Origin of the sequence: Xanthomonas sp. WHRI 1810A (assembly GCF_040202885.1) — a bacterium.
Classification (GTDB): domain Bacteria; phylum Pseudomonadota; class Gammaproteobacteria; order Pseudomonadales; family Pseudomonadaceae; genus Aquipseudomonas.
In genome coordinates this window covers 188,899-205,632 of record NZ_JBEGED010000001.1, presented here as the reverse complement: position 1 = coordinate 205,632, position 16,734 = coordinate 188,899, and the positions used below count along the sequence as shown (strand labels likewise).

Sequence of the window (16,734 nt, the reverse complement as noted above, 5' to 3'; positions counted from 1 at the left end):
GCGACGAAGCGCTGATCACCTCATCGCTATCGGCCTCCGGCTTCTGCCTTTATGCTGCGTTTCATTGGACGCATCACTTCTCATGCTGCAGGCGTTATGACTCTTATCCTAGGTATCGATCCCGGTTCGCGAATTACCGGTTACGGTGTTGTACGAGATACCGGACGCGGCTGCGAATACGTCGCGTCAGGCTGTATTCGCACGGGCAGCGGCTTGTTGCATGAGCGTCTGCAGATCGTGTTTCGCGGCGTGCGGGAAGTTATTCAGACCTACGAACCTGTCACCATGGGCATCGAAAAAGTGTTCATGGCCAAAAACGCCGATTCTGCGCTAAAGCTAGGTCAGGCGCGGGGTGCCGCCATCGTCGCGGGTGCCGAGGAAAACCTCGAGATCGCTGAGTACACCGCAACACAGGTCAAGCAGGCGGTCGCCGGTACCGGTGGTGCAAACAAAGAGCAGGTGATGATGATGGTCATGTACCTGCTCAAACTGACCCAAAAGCCGCAGATTGATGCGTCCGATGCGCTGGCGATTGCGCTGTGCCATGCGCATACCCGATCAAGTCTTATCCCTCATGGCCTGAGTGCCGCGCGCAGTCGTGGCGGACGACTGCGGCTGTAATGAATCATTCGCTTGTACATTTTCACTTGCAGGTCACACACGTACTGCAAATATGACGGGCACGGTTAAGCCGGTAAGAGTATTCCCGGCCATCGATAAGGATCTGATAGGTGATTGGACGTTTACGCGGTTCACTGGTCGAGAAACAACCGCCGCACCTGGTGCTTGATGTCGGCGGCGTGGGGTACGAAATCGAAGTCCCCATGACCACGTTGTACAGATTGCCTCACGTGGGCGAGCAGGTGACGCTGCACACCCACCTGGTGGTCCGCGAGGATGCACACCTGCTGTTCGGTTTTTATGAAAAGCGTGACCGCGAGATGTTTCGTGAGCTGATTCGCCTCAACGGGGTCGGACCGAAGCTCGCACTGGCGTTGATGTCGACGCTGGAAGTCGATGAGCTGGTACGTTGCGTTCAGGCCCAGGACACCTCGGCCTTGACCCGCGTACCCGGGGTCGGCAAAAAGACCGCCGAGCGTTTGCTGGTCGAACTCAAGGATCGCTTCAAGGCATGGGACTCGCTGCCTGGATCTTTCAGGCTCGTGTCCGAAGGGCCGGGGGCACCGGTGCAAGAGGCGACGGCGGAATCCGATGCAGTCAGTGCACTTATTTCGCTGGGGTATAAACCCCAAGAGGCCAGCAAGGCTGTTTCCGCGATCAAGGACAAGAATTTGAGCAGTGAAGATTTTATCCGCCGTGCACTGAAGGGGATGGTTTAAGTGATTGACGCCGATCGCCTGATAGCCGCCACGGGAGGACGTGACCGAGACGAGCAGCTGGACCGTGCGATTCGGCCGCTTAGCCTGGCTGACTACATCGGTCAGCCCACAGTGCGCGAGCAGATGGAACTGTTCATTCAGGCTGCGCGCGGGCGAAACGAGGCACTCGACCACACCCTGATCTTCGGCCCGCCCGGACTCGGCAAAACGACCCTGGCCAACATCATTGCCCAGGAAATGGGCGTGTCGATCAAGAGCACGTCAGGTCCGGTGCTTGAACGGCCGGGGGATCTGGCGGCGATCCTGACAAACCTCGAACCCCATGATGTCCTGTTCATCGACGAGATCCATCGGCTTTCCCCCATTGTCGAGGAAGTGCTGTACCCGGCGATGGAGGATTTTCAGCTCGACATCATGATCGGAGAAGGCCCGGCTGCGCGCTCCATCAAGCTGGATCTGCCGCCGTTCACGCTGGTTGGTGCAACAACCCGTGCCGGCATGCTGACCAATCCGTTGCGGGACCGCTTCGGGATCGTGCAGAGGCTGGAGTTCTACAACGTCGCGGATCTTGCAATTATCGTCTCGCGCTCTGCCGGCATTCTTGGTTTGCACATCGAAGACGCTGGCGCCTTTGAAATCGCCCGCCGTGCCCGCGGTACCCCGCGAATCGCCAACCGGCTGTTGCGCCGCGTCCGGGATTTTGCCGAGGTGCGTGCGCAGGGGCAGATTACCAAGGACATTGCCGATCTGGCGCTTAACCTGCTGGACGTCGATGAACGCGGGTTTGATCACCAGGATCGACGACTGCTGCTTACGATGATCGAGAAGTTCGATGGCGGGCCGGTCGGGGTGGACAACCTCGCGGCGGCCATCAGCGAAGAACGCCACACCATTGAAGATGTGCTTGAACCCTATTTGATCCAGCAAGGCTATATCATGCGCACGCCCCGCGGACGTGTGGTGACGCGTCACGCCTACCTGCATTTCGGGCTGAACATCCCGTCGCGGATGGGCGAGTTGCCCACTGTGAGCACGCCCGTCGATGATCCCGACGATTAATACTCACGACGGGCGATTTATTCGCACGTTTCATGGTCTGACGGGCAGCGGTAAAAAATCGCTGATGCTCCACTGCAAAATCGATAAAAAACAGTTGCCTGGCCGGATTGGCAACTTGAGGAGTAAGCACTAGAGTATGCGCGCGCAAAACGGGGCTCAGTCGTTCGCACATCGCTGTCGCGTTTATTACGAAGACACTGATGCGGGCGGCATCGTTTATTACGTAAATTATTTGAAATTCATGGAGCGGGCTCGTACCGAGCGGCTGCGGGAACTGGGGTTCGCCCAGTCCGCACTGGCAGGCGAGAACCTGTTGTTTGTCGTGCATTCCAGTGAGGCTCGTTACCACAAGCCTGCGCGGTTGGACGATGAATTGCTGGTCAGCGCCGAGGTAACTGAATTGAGCCGCGTAAGCCTGCGATTTCATCAGCAGGTCAGGCGGGCAACAGATGATGCGCTGCTCTGCGAAGGGCAGTTTTTAGTGGCGTGTGTGCGCGCCGACAGTTTGAAACCCCGAGCCATTCCCGAAGCTTTGCGTACGGCCTTTGCCGGCCAGAGCGGCGCGGGTACACATTCAGAGCAGGAGATACAGCGTGGAAGCTAACGTCGTCGACCATTCCTCCATGTGGAGTTTGGTCAGCAATGCCAGCGTGGTCGTTCAATTGGTAATGCTGATCCTGGTGGCTGCTTCAGTCACCTCGTGGGTCATGATTTTTCAGCGCAGCAGCATGCTGCGTGCAGGGCGACGTGCGCTGGAGAGCTTCGAAGAGCGCTTCTGGTCGGGCATTGACCTGTCCAAACTCTACCGTCAGGCCGGGAGCAACCCGGACCCGGATTCTGGCGTAGAGCAAATCTTCCGTGCCGGTTTCAAAGAGTTCTCGCGTCTGCGCCAGCAGCCGGGCGTAGATCCCGATGCGGTCATGGAGGGCGTTGCCCGTGCCATGCGCGTGGCGATTTCCCGCGAAGAAGAAAAGCTTGAACAAAGTCTTCCGTTCCTCGCGACAGTGGGTTCAACCAGTCCTTATGTCGGCCTGTTTGGTACTGTCTGGGGGATCATGAACTCCTTCCGTGGTCTGGCCACCGCCCAGCAGGCTACTCTGGCGACCGTTGCCCCGGGCATCGCAGAAGCACTGATCGCTACCGCCATTGGCCTGTTCGCGGCAATCCCTGCAGTAATCGCCTACAACCGTTTTGCCGCTCGCGGTGAGAACCTGATTGGTCGTTACTACACATTCGCCGACGAGTTCCAGGCAATCCTGCACCGCAAAGTGCACACCAGCGAAGACTAAGCAGGTATTTCCAAATGGCTTTAATCGCTCGCGATCGACGAAAAAAACGCAAGCCGGTCGCCGAAATGAACGTGGTGCCCTACATCGATGTGATGTTGGTGCTGCTGGTCATTTTCATGGTGACCGCGCCAATGATTAACCAGGGCGTGAAGGTTGACCTGCCCAAGGTGTCCAGCGAGGCCTTGCCCCAGGACAATAACAACCAGGTCCTGACGATTTCGATCAAGGCTGACAAGACCTACTACTGGAACCTTGGCAGTGAAGTCGATACCGACAAGCAGATGGACAAGGCCATGACCTTGCCGCAGCTGACAGCTGCCGTGACCAAGATCGTCTCGGCCGGTCGCGAAGCCGGCAAGCAGACCCAGGTCTTCATTCGTGGCGACAAGACCGTCGATTATGGATCGGTCATGGGCACCATGGGTGGGTTGCAGAAAGCCGGGGTCGGGAATGTTGGCTTGATTACTGAGGCGCCCTGATGCAGCCGATTCGAGAGCCGACAGCCTCGGAAAGCTACTTCTGGCCGACTGTCTGGGCTGTGGCGTTGCACATCCTGATCTTTGGCATGCTCTTCGTCAGTTTTGCCATGACGCCGGAACTGCCGGAGGCCAAGCCCATTGTTCAGGCAACGCTCTATCAGTTGAAGTCTAAAAGTCAGGCCACGACCCAGACCAACCAGAAGCTTGCCGGTGAGGCAAAGAAATCCGCTGCGCGACAAACAGAAGCCGAGCAGATGGAGCAGAAAAAAGTTGAGCAGGAGAAGCAGGAAGCCGTGAAGGCGGCGGAACAAAAGAAAGAGGATGCCGCTCAAAAAGCCGAAGAACAAAAGGCTGAAGAAACCAAGAAGGCAGACGAAGCTAAAAAGGCTGACGACGCCAAAAAGGCAGAGGCCAAGAAAGCGGACGATGCCAAGAAGCTGACCGAAGAAAAGCAGCTGGCTGATATAGCCAAGAAAAAAGCCGAAGACGACGCCAAGAAGAAGGCTGAAGAAGACGCCAAGCGTGCTGCCGCCGAAGAAGCGAAAAAACAGGCTGCCGACGACGCGAAGAAGAAAGCGGCTGAAGACGCCAAGAAGCAAGCTGCCGATGACGCGAAGAAAAAAGCGGCTGAGGACAGCAAGAAGAAAGCTGCTGCCGATGCTGCCAAGAAAGCGCAGGAAAAGGCGCGCAAGTCGGCGGAGGACAAGAAGGCTCAAGCGTTGGCTGACCTGCTGTCCGACAAGCCGGAGCGTCAGCAGGCGTTGGCCGATGAGCGTGGCGATGAAACGGCGGGCAGTTTCGATGATCTGATCCGTTCCCGAGCAGCAGAAGGTTGGGCTCGACCTCCTTCAGCGCGTAAGGGTATGACCGTAGTGCTGCAGATTGGCATGTTGCCGGATGGCACGATTACCTCGGTCACCGTTGCCAAGGCAAGCGGCGACGGGCCCTTCGACAGCTCCGCGGTGGCAGCCGTCAAGAACATTGGTCGTTTGACAGAAATGCAGGGTCTGAAACCTTCTGACTTCGCACCTTACCGGTCATTCAAGATGACATTCACACCTGAGGATTTAGCCTTGTGATTAACATTCTTCGAGGATTGCTCATTGTTCTCTGTTGCGCTGCGGGTATGGCCGCTGCCGATGAAAAGAACATTCTGGTCACAAGCGGTAGCGACCGTGCGACGCCTATTGCGGTTGTTCCGTTTGGCTGGCAGGGCGGCAGTGTCCTGCCGGAAGACATGTCGTCGATTATCAGCAACGACATGCTCAACTCGGGTTACTACACGCCGATCCCGAAACAAAACATGATCAGCCTGCCTACCCAGGCAAGCGAAGTCGTGTTTCGTGACTGGAAAGCACTGAACGCGCAATACGTGATGGTTGGCAGCATCACGCCTGCCGGCGGCCGTCTGCAGGTGCAGTACGCTCTGTTCAACGTTGCAACCGAGCAGCAAGTGCTGACCGGCAGCGTGTCGGGTACTGCTGATCAGTTGCGTGATATGTCGCACTACATTGCTGACCAGTCTTTTGAAAAACTGACTGGCATCAAGGGCGCATTCTCTACACGGATGCTATACGTCACCGCGGAGCGTTTTGGCGGCATGAACACCCGCTACACGCTGCAGCGCTCGGATTACGACGGTGCCCGTGCGGTGACATTGCTGCAGTCGCGCGAGCCGATTCTCTCGCCGCGGTTTGCTCCCGATGGCAAGCGCATTGCGTATGTATCGTTTGAGCAGAAGCGTCCGCGCATTTTCGTTCAACACATCGATACGGGTCGCCGCGAGCAAATGACCAACTTTGATGGCCTGAACGGCGCGCCTGCGTGGTCACCGGATGGCACCAAACTGGCCTTTGTGCTTTCAAAAGACGGTAACCCAGAAATTTATGTGATGAACGTGGCGTCGCGTCAAATCAGCCGCGTTACCAATGATTCTGCAATCGACACTGAACCGTTTTTCGGCAAGGACGGCTCGACGATTTACTTCACCTCTGATCGGGGTGGAAAGCCTCAAATCTATAAAACCAATATCAATGGTGGTGGTGCAGAGCGTGTTACGTTCATCGGTAACTACAACGCCAACCCTAAACTGTCGGCCGATGAAAAAACGCTGGTCATGATTCATCGTCAGGATGGATTCACCAACTTCAAGGTTGCAGCTCAGGATTTGCAGCGCGGCAGCGTTAAAATCCTCACAGATAGCAACCTTGATGAGTCGCCTACTGTTGCGCCCAACGGCACCATGGTAATCTACGCCACCCGCCAGCAGGGCCGGGGAGTCTTGATGCTCGTGTCCATTAATGGACGCGTAAGGCTCCCGCTTCCTACCGCTCAAGGCGAAGTCAGAGAACCTTCCTGGTCCCCTTACCTGAACTGACGCGGCGCTTCACGTTTTACTTAACACACTGGGGTTCATTAGGAGTTTTACGATGGAAATGCTGAAGTTTGGTAAATTTGCTGCGCTGGCTCTGGCCATGGCTGTAGCTGTAGGTTGCTCGTCCAAAGGCGGTGATAACGCCGGCGAAGGCGCTGCTGTAGATCCAAACGCTGGTTACGGCGCTAACACAGGTGCTGTTGACGGCAGCCTGAGCGAAGAAGCTGCTCTGCGTGCAATCACCACTTTCTACTTCGAATACGATAGCTCGGACCTGAAGCCAGAAGCCATGCGCGCTCTGGACGTTCACGCCAAAGACCTGAAAAGCAATGGCGCTCGCGTAGTTCTGGAAGGCAACACCGACGAACGTGGTACTCGTGAGTACAACATGGCTCTGGGCGAGCGTCGTGCTAAAACCGTCCAACGCTACCTGGTCCTGCAAGGTGTTTCGCCAGCTCAGCTGGAACTGGTTTCCTACGGTGAAGAGCGTCCAGTTGCTACCGGCAACGACGAGCAATCCTGGGCTCAAAACCGTCGCGTCGAACTGCGTAAGTAATTTGACATGCGAACGTGCCGCCGTGCTTTAACCGTTTTGGCCCTCACTCTTCCGCTTACAGCGTTGGGTGCGGTTCCTGTGGTCGATGACAATTCTGGCTCTGCTGGTAGCAGTTATCCGCCATCAGGTTATGGCACGGCTGGCGCCTCCGCCGGGGGGGGAGCGACTGCTCAACCCTCGGCGCAAGGTCAGCTGTTCATGCAGTTGCAACAAATGCAGGATGAAATTTCGCGCTTGCGCGGAATCGTCGAAGTCCAGCAGAACGATATTCAGCAGATGAAGCAACAATCGCTGGAACGTTACCAAGACCTCGACTCCCGTATAGGAGCTGGCGGCGCATCCGCTGCACCAGCTGCCAATAATTCCCCTTCCGACGGCGGCAATAATGCCGGCGGAGCAGGCGTCGCATCGGCAGGAGCTGCTCAGGCACCTCAAGCCGGTACCGAGCCGCCTGATCCGGCGAAAGAAAAGCTTTACTACGAAGCAGCTTTCGACCTGATCAAGGCAAAGGATTTCGACAAGGCAAGTCAGGCGTTCACCGCTTTTCTGCGCAAATACCCCAACAGTCAATACGCGGGCAACGCTCAGTATTGGTTGGGCGAGGTAAACCTGGCCAAGGGCGACCTTCAGGGCGCTGGTCAGGCATTTGCCAAAGTCAGCCAGAATTATCCAAAGCACGCGAAGGTGCCGGATTCCTTGTACAAGCTGGCCGATGTGGAGCGTCGCTTGGGTCACACCGACAAGGTTAAAGGTATCCTGCAGCAGGTTGTCGCTCAGTATCCTGGCACTTCGGCGGCTCAATTGGCTCAGCGGGACCTTCAGCGTCTCTAAGCTAGCCTGACCACCGATTCAAGAAAGCCGCGCTTTGCGCGGTTTTTTTCGTTAGAATCTCGCACCCGAAATTCCGGTATTGATTTCGCTTCTCTGGATTCTGCGTGCGCAGGGTGCTTTGAAGTGCCTGACGGAGGCGGATGGCCTGTTTTGCCGTTACGCCCGTGGCCCTTATGCAAGACACATTACGCATCACCGAAGTCTTTTACTCGTTGCAGGGTGAGACACGTACCGCCGGCTTGCCGACGGTTTTTGTGCGTCTCACTGGCTGTCCTTTGCGCTGCGACTATTGCGACAGCGCCTATGCGTTCACCGGCGGTACCCTACAGACGCTGGATTCGCTGGTTGAGCAGGTCGCCAGCTATCGCCCTCGATATGTCTGCGTGACAGGGGGTGAGCCACTTGCCCAGCCTAACGCGATCCCGCTGCTCAAACGTCTGTGCGACGCAGGGTATGAAGTATCGCTTGAGACCAGCGGTGCCCTCGATATCTCAAAAGTCGATCCCCGTGTCAGTCGCGTTGTCGATCTGAAAACGCCAGGCTCCAAAGAAGTGACCCGCAACCGGTATGAAAATATCGAGTTGCTGACCGCCAACGATCAAATCAAATTCGTTATTTGCTCCCGAGAAGACTACGACTGGGCCGTGTCGAAGATCATTCAGTATGGCCTTGACCGGCGCGCTGGCGAGGTGCTGTTTTCGCCTGTGCATCGCGACCTGAACGTCAGGGATCTGGCCGACTGGATCGTCGCGGACAACCTGCCGGTGAGGTTGCAACTGCAGTTGCACAAGATTCTCTGGAACGATGAGCCGGGGCGCTGATATGAGTGAGCACGCAATGACTGAAAAACGAGCGGTAATTCTGTTGTCTGGTGGTCTGGATTCGGCCACCGTCGTCGCCATGGCCCGCGCGGATGGCTACGCCTGCTACACGATGAGCTTCGACTACGGACAGCGTCACCGTGCTGAACTGGACGCCGCCGTGCGCGTGGCCAACGATCTGGGCGTCGTCGAGCACAAGGTGATCGGGCTGGACCTGAACGGCATCGGCGGTTCTGCGTTGACTGACAGCAGCATCGACGTGCCTGAGACGCCGGGTGAGGGCATTCCGGTGACCTACGTGCCCGCACGAAACACCGTCTTCCTCTCGTTGGCGCTGGGCTGGGCTGAAGTGTTGGGGGCTCGCGACATCTTTATCGGTGTCAATGCCGTGGATTACTCGGGTTATCCCGATTGCCGTCCTGAGTTCATCGAATCATTCGAAAGAATGGCAAACCTGGCCACCAAGGCGGGTGTGGAAGGGCAGGGCTTCACGATTCAGGCACCGCTGCAGAGCCTCAGCAAAGCCGATATCGTCAAAGCTGGGGTACGCCTGGGTGTCGATTATGCGCTGACGGTTTCCTGCTATCAGGCAGACCAGCAAGGCCGCGCGTGCGGCAAATGCGACAGCTGTCGCTTGCGTGCGGAAGGCTTCTCATCCGCCGGCGTGACCGACCCAACGCGTTATTTTTAAACTTTTTTCAAATCAGGTGTTGAATTACTGTGATAAATCAGTAATATACGCGCCACCACGAAGCGGGTCGTTAGCTCAGTTGGTAGAGCAGTTGGCTTTTAACCAATTGGTCGTAGGTTCGAATCCCACACGACCCACCATTTTGAAAATCTGGAAGGCCCACGAAAGTGAGGATTTCCAGGTTTTTTTTTGCCTGCACGAAAGTGGGACGTGGGTTTGAGGTGGTTAAGGTCCCTCTCGATGTGCAGACCTCCACTGGCAATCAAACCCGTCCGGGTGAACGTCGTTTCTCCCGCCGTTGTCGATACTCCAATGTGGGGTTTCTGACTGCCGCAGACCGAAGGTTTGTTCAACAGCATGGCAGGCTAGCGTTCAGTTGGTCGCGTAGGGCACGCTGATGAACTGGCTGATGCGACCGTTCTTGACCCTGATGGCGGAGGGCGCATCGCCTGAACGTCATCCCTCATCTCTACTACAAGGAATTCGTCATGAGCACCAAACAGGTAGCACTCGTCGTGGGTTCTAGCGGCATCATTGGCAGCGCCCTGGTAGCAGCCCTGGCTGGTGAGCCGGATTGGACCGTCCGCGCTTTGCGCAAGACCTCCGTGGCGGGTATTGAGGCCATCGATTGCGACTTGAGCGATGCTGCCGCGACCAAGGCAGCCTTGGCATCTGCCAGCGACACTACTCACGTTTTCTATGCCGCGCTCAAGGCCGATCCAGACCTCGCCCATGAGTCAGATATCAATACCACCATGCTGCGCAACGTGCTGGATGGGTTGAAGGCGGTGGGTGCGCCGTTGAGAAGAGTCGTGCACTACCAGGGCGCCAAGGTCCATGGGGTTCATCTGGGCGCGGGCGTCGCACCGTTTTATGAAGACGATCCGCGACATGTGGCGCCGAATTTCTACTACGCCCAAGAAGATCTGCTCAGAGAACGGCAAGTGAGCGAAGGACTGGAATGGAGCATCTTGCGACCGGATGTGGTGGTGGGAGACATGGCCGGTAATCCCATGAACATTGCGATGGTCATCGGCGTGTTCGCTGCGTTAAGCAAACAGGCCGGTGTGCCATTGAGATTCCCGGGGTCCATGCGCACCTATCGCGAGGTGGTTGCTCAAGTGACCGACGCCCACTGGTTGGCGCGTGCAAGCCTATGGGCAGCGCTGGCGCCCACGGCCCGCAACGAGGCCTTTAATCTGGTGGGTGAGCCGTTTCGGTGGGAGCGTATCTGGCTCAAGCTGGCCGAGGCGCTGGATATGGAGGTTGCCACGCCGCAGCCTTTCTCCCTTGCCAAGCATATGCCTGGGAAAGCCGCGCAGTGGGAGCGCCTGGCCGCTGCCAGGCATCTCAATACGCTGCCGTTCGAGAAGCTCGTCGGCTGGCCATTCGGGGATTTCATCTTCAATACCGAGTTCGACATGATTTCGGACATGAACAAGATTCGCCGTGCGGGGTTTACCGAAGTGGTGAACAACGAGGAAATCATGATCGATGCGCTGAAGCGTCTTGGGGAAAAAGGATTCATTCCCGCGATTGATTAAGTCGTGCCATCTGATCAGAAACGAGGGGCGATCTCAGCGCTCCTCGTTTTCGGTGTCAGTCGACCCCGGCCCTGATTCATGTCAGCAACGGCGACCTGAATCTGCCTCCCTTCGTCAATGCTGCTTCATTTGGACAGACGCACCCTCATCGGGTTTTGCGTAGTGCCCTGATCCTTCACTCACTGAATTGGCGCATGGTGCTGTCGAACGCACGATGAGCCATGGCTTCAAGGGGAAGCTTGCGGTGGGTGTCGGACAGCACTTCCAACCCCCAGGGACCTTCATAACCTGCAGCTTGAACCGCCTTGATAAAAGCCGGAATGTCGAAGGTCCCATCGCCTGGAAGGACACGTTTATGAATGGTGTCCATCCACAGCGGTTCGATGGGGTACTTGTGCGCATCGTTCAGCTCGACTGACTTGATGAACCGAGCCGGGATTCGGGCGATCTCGCTGACGTCGATGCCGCCACGCTGCAGGTGCCAGATATCGAGCAGCAAACCTCCGTTTGGCTGATCAGCGCCTTCAACAATCGCCAGGGCCGTATCGATCGTGCGCACGTTACTGAACGGCATGATTTCCAGGACGATATTGGCGCCTACCGCCGCCGCTTCCTGGCAGAGCAGCGTGAACTCTTTGACCATGAGGTCAATGTCCGCCACGTCTTCTCCAATACCAGGGCCTATTTTGATTGAGCGAACGCCCAAGGCTTTGGCTGCCTCAAGCAGTTCTCGGCGAACCTTGTCTGACTGGCGTCGACGCTCGCCTCTGTGGTACCAGTCCACCAGGAATTCCAGTTCAATATGCTTGATGCCGTTCTGCTCTAGGATGGTTTTCATGGCCGGGTAACCGATCTCATCCTTCGTCGCCATCATGCCGTTGTGTACCAACCCGATACCTTTGAACCCAGCATTGCCCGCCGCCTCCATACGGTTGCTGAAGGAAAATGGGCTCACTTCAGTAGGACCCATCGGGTAGATATCACCAGCAATCGTCCAGTAGGCCGCGAGAAGTTCTATGTGTTGAGTCGCCATTGCTATTCCACCTCTTCATCTGTTCTAAACACTGTTCAGCCAGACTAAGGTAGAGCCCTGATACGATAAACCCGTATTAAGTCGTCGAAGAGTAGAGTGGGAGTGGACAATGTCACATGTTGAACACGCTTTGAGCGGGGTTGTTATTTTCGTCACAGCGGCAAGGTCCGGGAGCTTTACTTTGGCCGCCGACCGGCTAGGCATAACCAAATCCGCCGTGGGCAAGAGCATCGCCAAGTTGGAAGAAAGGTTGGGCTGCAGGCTCTTTCACCGATCAACTCGCAGCTTGGGACTCACCGTTGAGGGGGAGGCCTATTTCGCAAGTTGCTCAGTCGCCGTGGATGAAGTGCTCGCTGCTGAGGCATTTCTTACGAGCAACCAGAAGACGCCAAGTGGTCGCCTTCGAATCGACCTGCCAGCAGCCTACGGGCGTAGCGTCGTTCTTCCGGTGCTACTGGACATCCTTGATGCCAATCCCGAGCTCAAGTTGACGGTGACGTTTACCGACAGCGTGACTGATTTGATCGAAGAGGGTATTGACCTCAGTATTCGATTCGGGACCCTCAAAGACGCAAGCGGCCTGGTTGCCAGGCGTCTGGCGGTACAGAAGCAGATCATCTGCGCCGCGCCTCGTTACATCGAAAAACACGGCTTCCCGGAGTCTCTGGAAGACCTTCAACAGCACCGCTGTATCGTCAACTATCGTAGAGGCCAGAGGGTCAGTTGGACTGTCCTGGATGAACGGGGTGAGTTCGCCCGGATCACCCCACCGGGTGCCCATGAGGTCGGGGACGGGGATGCGATCATTGCCATGGCGGCGGCCGGGCAGGGGATCTGTCAGATGCCTGGCTCTTTAGTCCGCGACCACCTCAAGGACGGCAGGCTTGTGCCTGTACTCGAAAAATACAGCCCAGGCGACGTGGCCATCCACGCTGTCTGGCCTCAGACACGGCACCTCCAGCCGAAGGTAAGACGCGTCGTGGATGAGCTCGTTGCCCGGGCCGAAAGGGGTGCCCTGAGCTGACCAGCCATCAAGCCTGGAACGGGAGGAATGGACAGGTGATCAATCCGATGCCTTCCAGCGCGAAAGGCCGCTCCCTGTGAAAGAAAAAGCGGCCTTTGTCATCCATGCCTTAACCCACTTCCCCAACTGCCCTGTACGCCTCATCAATCGCCGCATGGGCATACGCACTCCACGCGGCATCCGAGTTGGCAATGCTGACTCTTCCTACCGGCTTGCGCGCCAGGTTCATCAGTTTTTCGCTCTCATCGGCGTCGTCGAACAGGCTGTTGGAGAAGTAGGCGTAGCCGTGTGACCAGCGGTTGACGGTGATGGCGAGGATGTCGGTCTGGTGATTGAAGCCGCCTGGGCCCAGCATGCGTTGCAACTGATCGCGCAGTTGCGCTTCCAGCATGTCGAAGGACTGCCCGTAGAGGCGGCCTCGGCCGGCACGGGCCTGGTCGCGGGCGTTCAAGCCGCTGCCCGGGCTGGTGGGCACGTAAACCATGTGCAGGCCGATCGGCTGTGTCGGGTCGCGGGGGTGATCGTAGCCGCCCATGCTCACCGGGTAGTCGAGTTTGATGCGGCTGTAGGGCTGCGTCGCCGCGTAGATTTCATGCACGCCCAGTTTCTGGAACGACTCCCAGTTGCGGATCACCACCTTGGTGTAGACCAGCGGGAACTTCACGTTCTGGCTCAGCGCGTGGGCCTGGTCGGCGGGCAGGTCGCGCAACAGGTAGGGAATCATCATGTTGTAGCAGGCCATGATGCAGTGCTTGCCACTCACCTGGGTGAGTTGGCCGCCACGGCTGTAACCGACGTTTACGCCTGAGCCCACGTTGCGCACGCTGACGGCGGTGCTGTTCAGGCGCAGGCGTACTGGGGCTTTGGGCTGGTCGAGTGTGCTGTAGTCGAACGAGGCGAGGACGATGTCGTCCATGTTGTGCCCCGGTGCCACGCCGGGGATCAGGCTGCGCACCAGTAACCGGGCCAGCGACGCATTGCCGTCCGGGAAATGGTAGATGTAGGGCTCATCCATTTCCGCCTGGGCTTCTTCGCTGATGGGTTCCAGTTTCATCGCGCTGAAGCCGGGGAAGCCCACGCTGTAGGCATCGGACGACGCCACCGCGTCAATGCTCAGTGCCATGAAGTCATTGGTGCGGCTCTGGAAGTACTTCACTGCGGCGGCAGATAGCCCGACGTCCTTGAGGAGGAAGTCGCGATAACTGGTGGCTTCCAGATGCGCCATCTTTTCCTGGGTGGTCTTGCCCGCCAGGTAATCTCTGGGTGCGGCGTGCAGGGCAATCAGCGCCTGGCGGTCAGCTTCCGGCAACGGGAAGTCGTTGATGAAATCGGTGATGGAGCGAGCGTGCAGTTGGTCCGGCGCGATGTCGTCAGCGACCATGGGCGTGGGGTCGCCTGTGACCAGTTTGTCTTCGCCGAAGTTTTCCTTGTCGAAGAACACCGCCCGGGACAGGCCCAGATTGGGGTAGAACGAGCGGTCGAAGGCGGTTTCGAAGCGTTTGATGTCGACCCTGAGTTTTTTCAGCAGGCCATTTACTTGCTTGCTGTACAAATGATTCGGCGACTGGAAGGCTTCGCTGCCGCCGTAGCCGATGATCGTTCGGCCACCGGCGGAGAATTCGTTGCGCTTGGCGTGACCGCCGAAGTCGTCATGATTTTCCAGAATCAGGATCCGCGCTTTCGGATGCTTCTCGCGGTAGAACCACGCCGCCGACAGTCCGCTCAGGCCTCCCCCGATGACGACCAGGTCGTACTCTTCGCTGATTGGCAACTGATCGGTGTCGAAGGCCTTTTTATGCCAGCCCATCTGGTGCGCGACTTCGAATGAACCGACGTGGTTGCCGCGCAAGCCGGTCAGGGCCGGGGGGTAGTAACGACCATCGGGTGCGGCCTGGAGAATCTGCAGCGGGGTCATACTGGCGGCGATGGTGATGGCGACGCCGTTGAGGAAGTCGCGGCGAGTGATATCCATAAGGGATCCTTGATTGTTGTTATAAGGGCCCCGGCACCGCAATCGGCCCGGGGCAAATTTCGGATGGCCGAAACCGTGGCAGGGCAGGGGCGCGCCGCCAGGTGGGTGGTTATTGTTTTAAAACAGTGGTGGTTAAAGCGTTCCTGAGTGGGAATGCCATTCCCTGTAGGCGCGTCAGTTCAGTGCTTGAACATCACATGCCGCACGGTGGTGTAGTCCTCCAGCCCGTACATGGACATGTCCTTGCCATAGCCGGACATTTTCTGACCGCCGTGGGGCATTTCACTGACCAGCATGAAGTGCGTATTTACCCAGGTGCAGCCGTACTGCAAGCGTGCAGAGAGGCGGTGGGCGCGACCGATGTCCGAGGTCCAGACCGAAGACGCCAGGCCGTAGTTCGAGTCGTTGGCCCAGGCCAGCACTTGTGCTTCATCGGTGAATTTCGTGACGGAGACCACCGGGCCGAACACTTCATCGCGCACGATCTCGTCATCCTGCTGAGCATCGGCCAGCACCGTGGGTTCAAAGAAGTAGCCATTCCCCGGGACCGCCTTGCCCCCCGTGATCAAGCGGATGTGAGACTGGGCCACGGCGCGCTCGACGAGCCCGGCCACGCGGTCGCGATGTTGGGCGGTGATCAACGGACCCAGCTCGGTCGACGGGTCATCCTGCAAACCGTATTTGAGGGTGCTGACCGCCGCGCCGAGCTTTTCGACAAACCTGTCGTAGATGTCTTCCTGCGCGTAGATGCGGCAGGCAGCGGTGCAGTCCTGGCCTGCGTTGTAGAAACCGAAGGTGCGAATCCCCTCCACGGCGGCGTCGATATCGGCGTCGTCGAAAATGATCACCGGGGCCTTGCCGCCCAGTTCCATGTGCATGCGTTTGACGCTGTCGGCGGTGCTGGCAATGATGTGCGAGCCGGTGGCGATCGAGCCGGTCAGCGAGACCATGCGCACTTTCCCGTGCGTGACCAGCGGACTGCCCACCGTGGCCCCGCGACCGAACACCAGGTTGAGCACCCCGGCCGGGAAAATCTCCGACGCCAGTTCCGCCAGGCGCAGGGCGGTGAGCGGCGTTTGCTCCGAAGGCTTGAGGACCACGGTGTTCCCGGCGGCCAGGGCAGGGGCTATTTTCCAGGCGACCATCATCAGCGGGTAGTTCCACGGCGCGATGGAGGCGATCACACCCACCGGGTCGCGGCGAATCATCGAGGTGTGACCGGCCAGGTATTCACCGCCCGCCGAACCGCTCATGCAACGGCTGGCGCCAGCGAAGAAACGGAACACATCGGCAATCGCCGGGATCTCGTCGTTCAGCGCGCAGCTGTAAGGCTTGCCGCAGTTATCCGATTCCAGTCTGGCCAGCTCTTCCCCGTGGGCTTCGATGGCGTCGGCCAGTTTGAGCAGCAGCAACGAGCGATCTTTCGGCGTGGTCTGCGACCAGTGTTCGAAAGCATTGTCCGCGGCGCGCACGGCCGCATCGACCTGGGCTTCGCTGGCTTCGTTGATCTCTATCAGCACGCGACCCAGGGCGGGGTTGAACACCGGCTGGGCGGGACCTTCGCCGTCGACCAGCCGGCCGTTGATCAGGAGTTTGGTTTGCATGAGTAAGTCCTCTTGGTCATTTATAACTGCAGGAGCGCGCTTGCCCGCGATGCCGATAGGTCTGTGATATTTGCATTGATTGACACAACGCCATCGCGGGCAACCGCGCTCCTACGG

General features: G+C 57.9%; 17 protein-coding genes and 1 tRNA gene. 15 read left to right on the top strand and 3 right to left on the bottom strand.

The window, feature by feature from the left end; all coding sequences use genetic code 11:
• The first annotated feature begins 51 nt into the window (after positions 1–51).
• The 14 genes from ruvC to ABQX22_RS00865 all read left to right on the top strand — a co-directional run bounded on the left by ruvC (position 52) and on the right by ABQX22_RS00865 (position 10,984).
• The gene (ruvC, locus tag ABQX22_RS00930; RefSeq protein ID WP_441005225.1) at positions 52–621 is read left to right on the top strand and encodes a crossover junction endodeoxyribonuclease RuvC; all 570 of its coding nucleotides are present in this window, start codon (positions 52–54) and stop codon (positions 619–621) included.
• A gap of 110 nt (positions 622–731) precedes the next feature.
• Entirely contained in the window at positions 732–1,340 is a 609-nt protein-coding gene (gene ruvA / locus ABQX22_RS00925; protein ID WP_349795580.1) for a Holliday junction branch migration protein RuvA, read from the top strand.
• A gap of 3 nt (positions 1,341–1,343) precedes the next feature.
• Positions 1,344–2,399: a Holliday junction branch migration DNA helicase RuvB gene (gene ruvB / locus ABQX22_RS00920; protein ID WP_349796417.1), complete on the top strand. Its 1,056-nt coding sequence runs from the start codon at positions 1,344–1,346 to the stop codon at positions 2,397–2,399.
• 136 nt (positions 2,400–2,535) lie between these two features.
• Positions 2,536–3,003 carry a tol-pal system-associated acyl-CoA thioesterase gene (gene ybgC / locus ABQX22_RS00915; protein ID WP_349795578.1) on the top strand — a complete coding sequence of 156 codons (468 nt, stop codon included), beginning with the start codon at positions 2,536–2,538 and terminating at the stop codon, positions 3,001–3,003.
• Positions 2,993–3,688, top strand: coding sequence for a protein TolQ (gene tolQ / locus ABQX22_RS00910; protein ID WP_349795576.1), 696 nt, complete (start codon positions 2,993–2,995; stop codon positions 3,686–3,688). The genes ybgC and tolQ overlap by 11 nt, the downstream gene beginning before the upstream one ends.
• A 14-nt stretch (positions 3,689–3,702) precedes the next feature.
• Positions 3,703–4,167 (top strand): protein TolR, encoded by a 465-nt coding sequence (tolR, locus tag ABQX22_RS00905; protein WP_441005224.1) that lies wholly within the window; start codon positions 3,703–3,705, stop codon positions 4,165–4,167.
• On the top strand, positions 4,167–5,246 hold the full coding sequence (gene tolA / locus ABQX22_RS00900) for a cell envelope integrity protein TolA (RefSeq protein WP_349795574.1): 1,080 nt from the start codon (positions 4,167–4,169) through the stop codon (positions 5,244–5,246). The genes tolR and tolA overlap by 1 nt, the downstream gene beginning before the upstream one ends.
• Complete coding sequence (gene tolB, locus ABQX22_RS00895; RefSeq protein WP_349795572.1) at positions 5,243–6,544, top strand: Tol-Pal system beta propeller repeat protein TolB; 1,302 nt, start codon at positions 5,243–5,245, stop codon at positions 6,542–6,544. The genes tolA and tolB overlap by 4 nt, the downstream gene beginning before the upstream one ends.
• 52 nt (positions 6,545–6,596) lie before the next feature.
• The gene (gene pal, locus ABQX22_RS00890; protein ID WP_349795570.1) at positions 6,597–7,097 is read left to right on the top strand and encodes a peptidoglycan-associated lipoprotein Pal; all 501 of its coding nucleotides are present in this window, start codon (positions 6,597–6,599) and stop codon (positions 7,095–7,097) included.
• A gap of 6 nt (positions 7,098–7,103) precedes the next feature.
• Complete coding sequence (ybgF, locus tag ABQX22_RS00885) at positions 7,104–7,928, top strand: tol-pal system protein YbgF (RefSeq protein ID WP_349795568.1); 825 nt, start codon at positions 7,104–7,106, stop codon at positions 7,926–7,928.
• 140 nt (positions 7,929–8,068) lie between these two features.
• Positions 8,069–8,749, top strand: coding sequence for a 7-carboxy-7-deazaguanine synthase QueE (gene queE / locus ABQX22_RS00880; RefSeq protein ID WP_441005223.1), 681 nt, complete (start codon positions 8,069–8,071; stop codon positions 8,747–8,749).
• Between the two features lie 16 nt (positions 8,750–8,765).
• Positions 8,766–9,440, top strand: coding sequence for a 7-cyano-7-deazaguanine synthase QueC (gene queC, locus ABQX22_RS00875; protein ID WP_349795566.1), 675 nt, complete (start codon positions 8,766–8,768; stop codon positions 9,438–9,440).
• A gap of 64 nt (positions 9,441–9,504) precedes the next feature.
• Positions 9,505–9,580, top strand: a tRNA-Lys gene (locus tag ABQX22_RS00870).
• Between the two features lie 348 nt (positions 9,581–9,928).
• Positions 9,929–10,984: an SDR family oxidoreductase gene (locus ABQX22_RS00865; RefSeq protein WP_349795564.1), complete on the top strand. Its 1,056-nt coding sequence runs from the start codon at positions 9,929–9,931 to the stop codon at positions 10,982–10,984.
• Between the two features lie 175 nt (positions 10,985–11,159).
• Here the strand turns inward: ABQX22_RS00865 and ABQX22_RS00860 are convergent, their stop codons facing one another.
• Positions 11,160–12,017: a sugar phosphate isomerase/epimerase family protein gene (locus tag ABQX22_RS00860; RefSeq protein WP_349795562.1), complete on the bottom strand. Its 858-nt coding sequence runs from the start codon at positions 12,015–12,017 to the stop codon at positions 11,160–11,162.
• A gap of 109 nt (positions 12,018–12,126) precedes the next feature.
• On the opposite strand from ABQX22_RS00860, the gene ABQX22_RS00855 reads away from it, so the two are divergent.
• Complete coding sequence (locus tag ABQX22_RS00855) at positions 12,127–13,041, top strand: LysR family transcriptional regulator (protein WP_349795560.1); 915 nt, start codon at positions 12,127–12,129, stop codon at positions 13,039–13,041.
• A 109-nt stretch (positions 13,042–13,150) separates the two neighbouring features.
• Here the strand turns inward: ABQX22_RS00855 and ABQX22_RS00850 are convergent, their stop codons facing one another.
• Both ABQX22_RS00850 and ABQX22_RS00845 read right to left on the bottom strand, forming a co-directional pair.
• On the bottom strand, positions 13,151–15,013 hold the full coding sequence (locus tag ABQX22_RS00850) for an NAD(P)/FAD-dependent oxidoreductase (protein ID WP_349795559.1): 1,863 nt from the start codon (positions 15,011–15,013) through the stop codon (positions 13,151–13,153).
• Between the two features lie 179 nt (positions 15,014–15,192).
• Positions 15,193–16,617 (bottom strand): gamma-aminobutyraldehyde dehydrogenase, encoded by a 1,425-nt coding sequence (locus ABQX22_RS00845; RefSeq protein WP_349795557.1) that lies wholly within the window; start codon positions 16,615–16,617, stop codon positions 15,193–15,195.
• Positions 16,618–16,734 lie beyond the last annotated feature (117 nt).

Excerpts from the sequence above, each read along its gene's own strand:
- ruvC (WP_441005225.1), top strand. The coding sequence starts at position 52 with ATGCTGCGTTTCATTGGACGCATCACTTCTCATGCTGCAGGCGTTATG.
- ybgC (WP_349795578.1), top strand. The coding sequence starts at position 2,536 with ATGCGCGCGCAAAACGGGGCTCAGTCGTTCGCACATCGCTGTCGCGTT.
- tolR (WP_441005224.1), top strand. The coding sequence starts at position 3,703 with ATGGCTTTAATCGCTCGCGATCGACGAAAAAAACGCAAGCCGGTCGCC.
- tolA (WP_349795574.1), top strand. The coding sequence starts at position 4,167 with ATGCAGCCGATTCGAGAGCCGACAGCCTCGGAAAGCTACTTCTGGCCG.
- pal (WP_349795570.1), top strand. The coding sequence starts at position 6,597 with ATGGAAATGCTGAAGTTTGGTAAATTTGCTGCGCTGGCTCTGGCCATG.
- ybgF (WP_349795568.1), top strand. The coding sequence starts at position 7,104 with ATGCGAACGTGCCGCCGTGCTTTAACCGTTTTGGCCCTCACTCTTCCG.
- queE (WP_441005223.1), top strand. The coding sequence starts at position 8,069 with ATGGCCTGTTTTGCCGTTACGCCCGTGGCCCTTATGCAAGACACATTA.
- queC (WP_349795566.1), top strand. The coding sequence starts at position 8,766 with ATGACTGAAAAACGAGCGGTAATTCTGTTGTCTGGTGGTCTGGATTCG.
- ABQX22_RS00865 (WP_349795564.1), top strand. The coding sequence starts at position 9,929 with ATGAGCACCAAACAGGTAGCACTCGTCGTGGGTTCTAGCGGCATCATT.
- ABQX22_RS00860 (WP_349795562.1), bottom strand. The coding sequence starts at position 12,017 with ATGGCGACTCAACACATAGAACTTCTCGCGGCCTACTGGACGATTGCT.
- ABQX22_RS00855 (WP_349795560.1), top strand. The coding sequence starts at position 12,127 with ATGTCACATGTTGAACACGCTTTGAGCGGGGTTGTTATTTTCGTCACA.
- ABQX22_RS00850 (WP_349795559.1), bottom strand. The coding sequence starts at position 15,013 with ATGGATATCACTCGCCGCGACTTCCTCAACGGCGTCGCCATCACCATC.
- ABQX22_RS00845 (WP_349795557.1), bottom strand. The coding sequence starts at position 16,617 with ATGCAAACCAAACTCCTGATCAACGGCCGGCTGGTCGACGGCGAAGGT.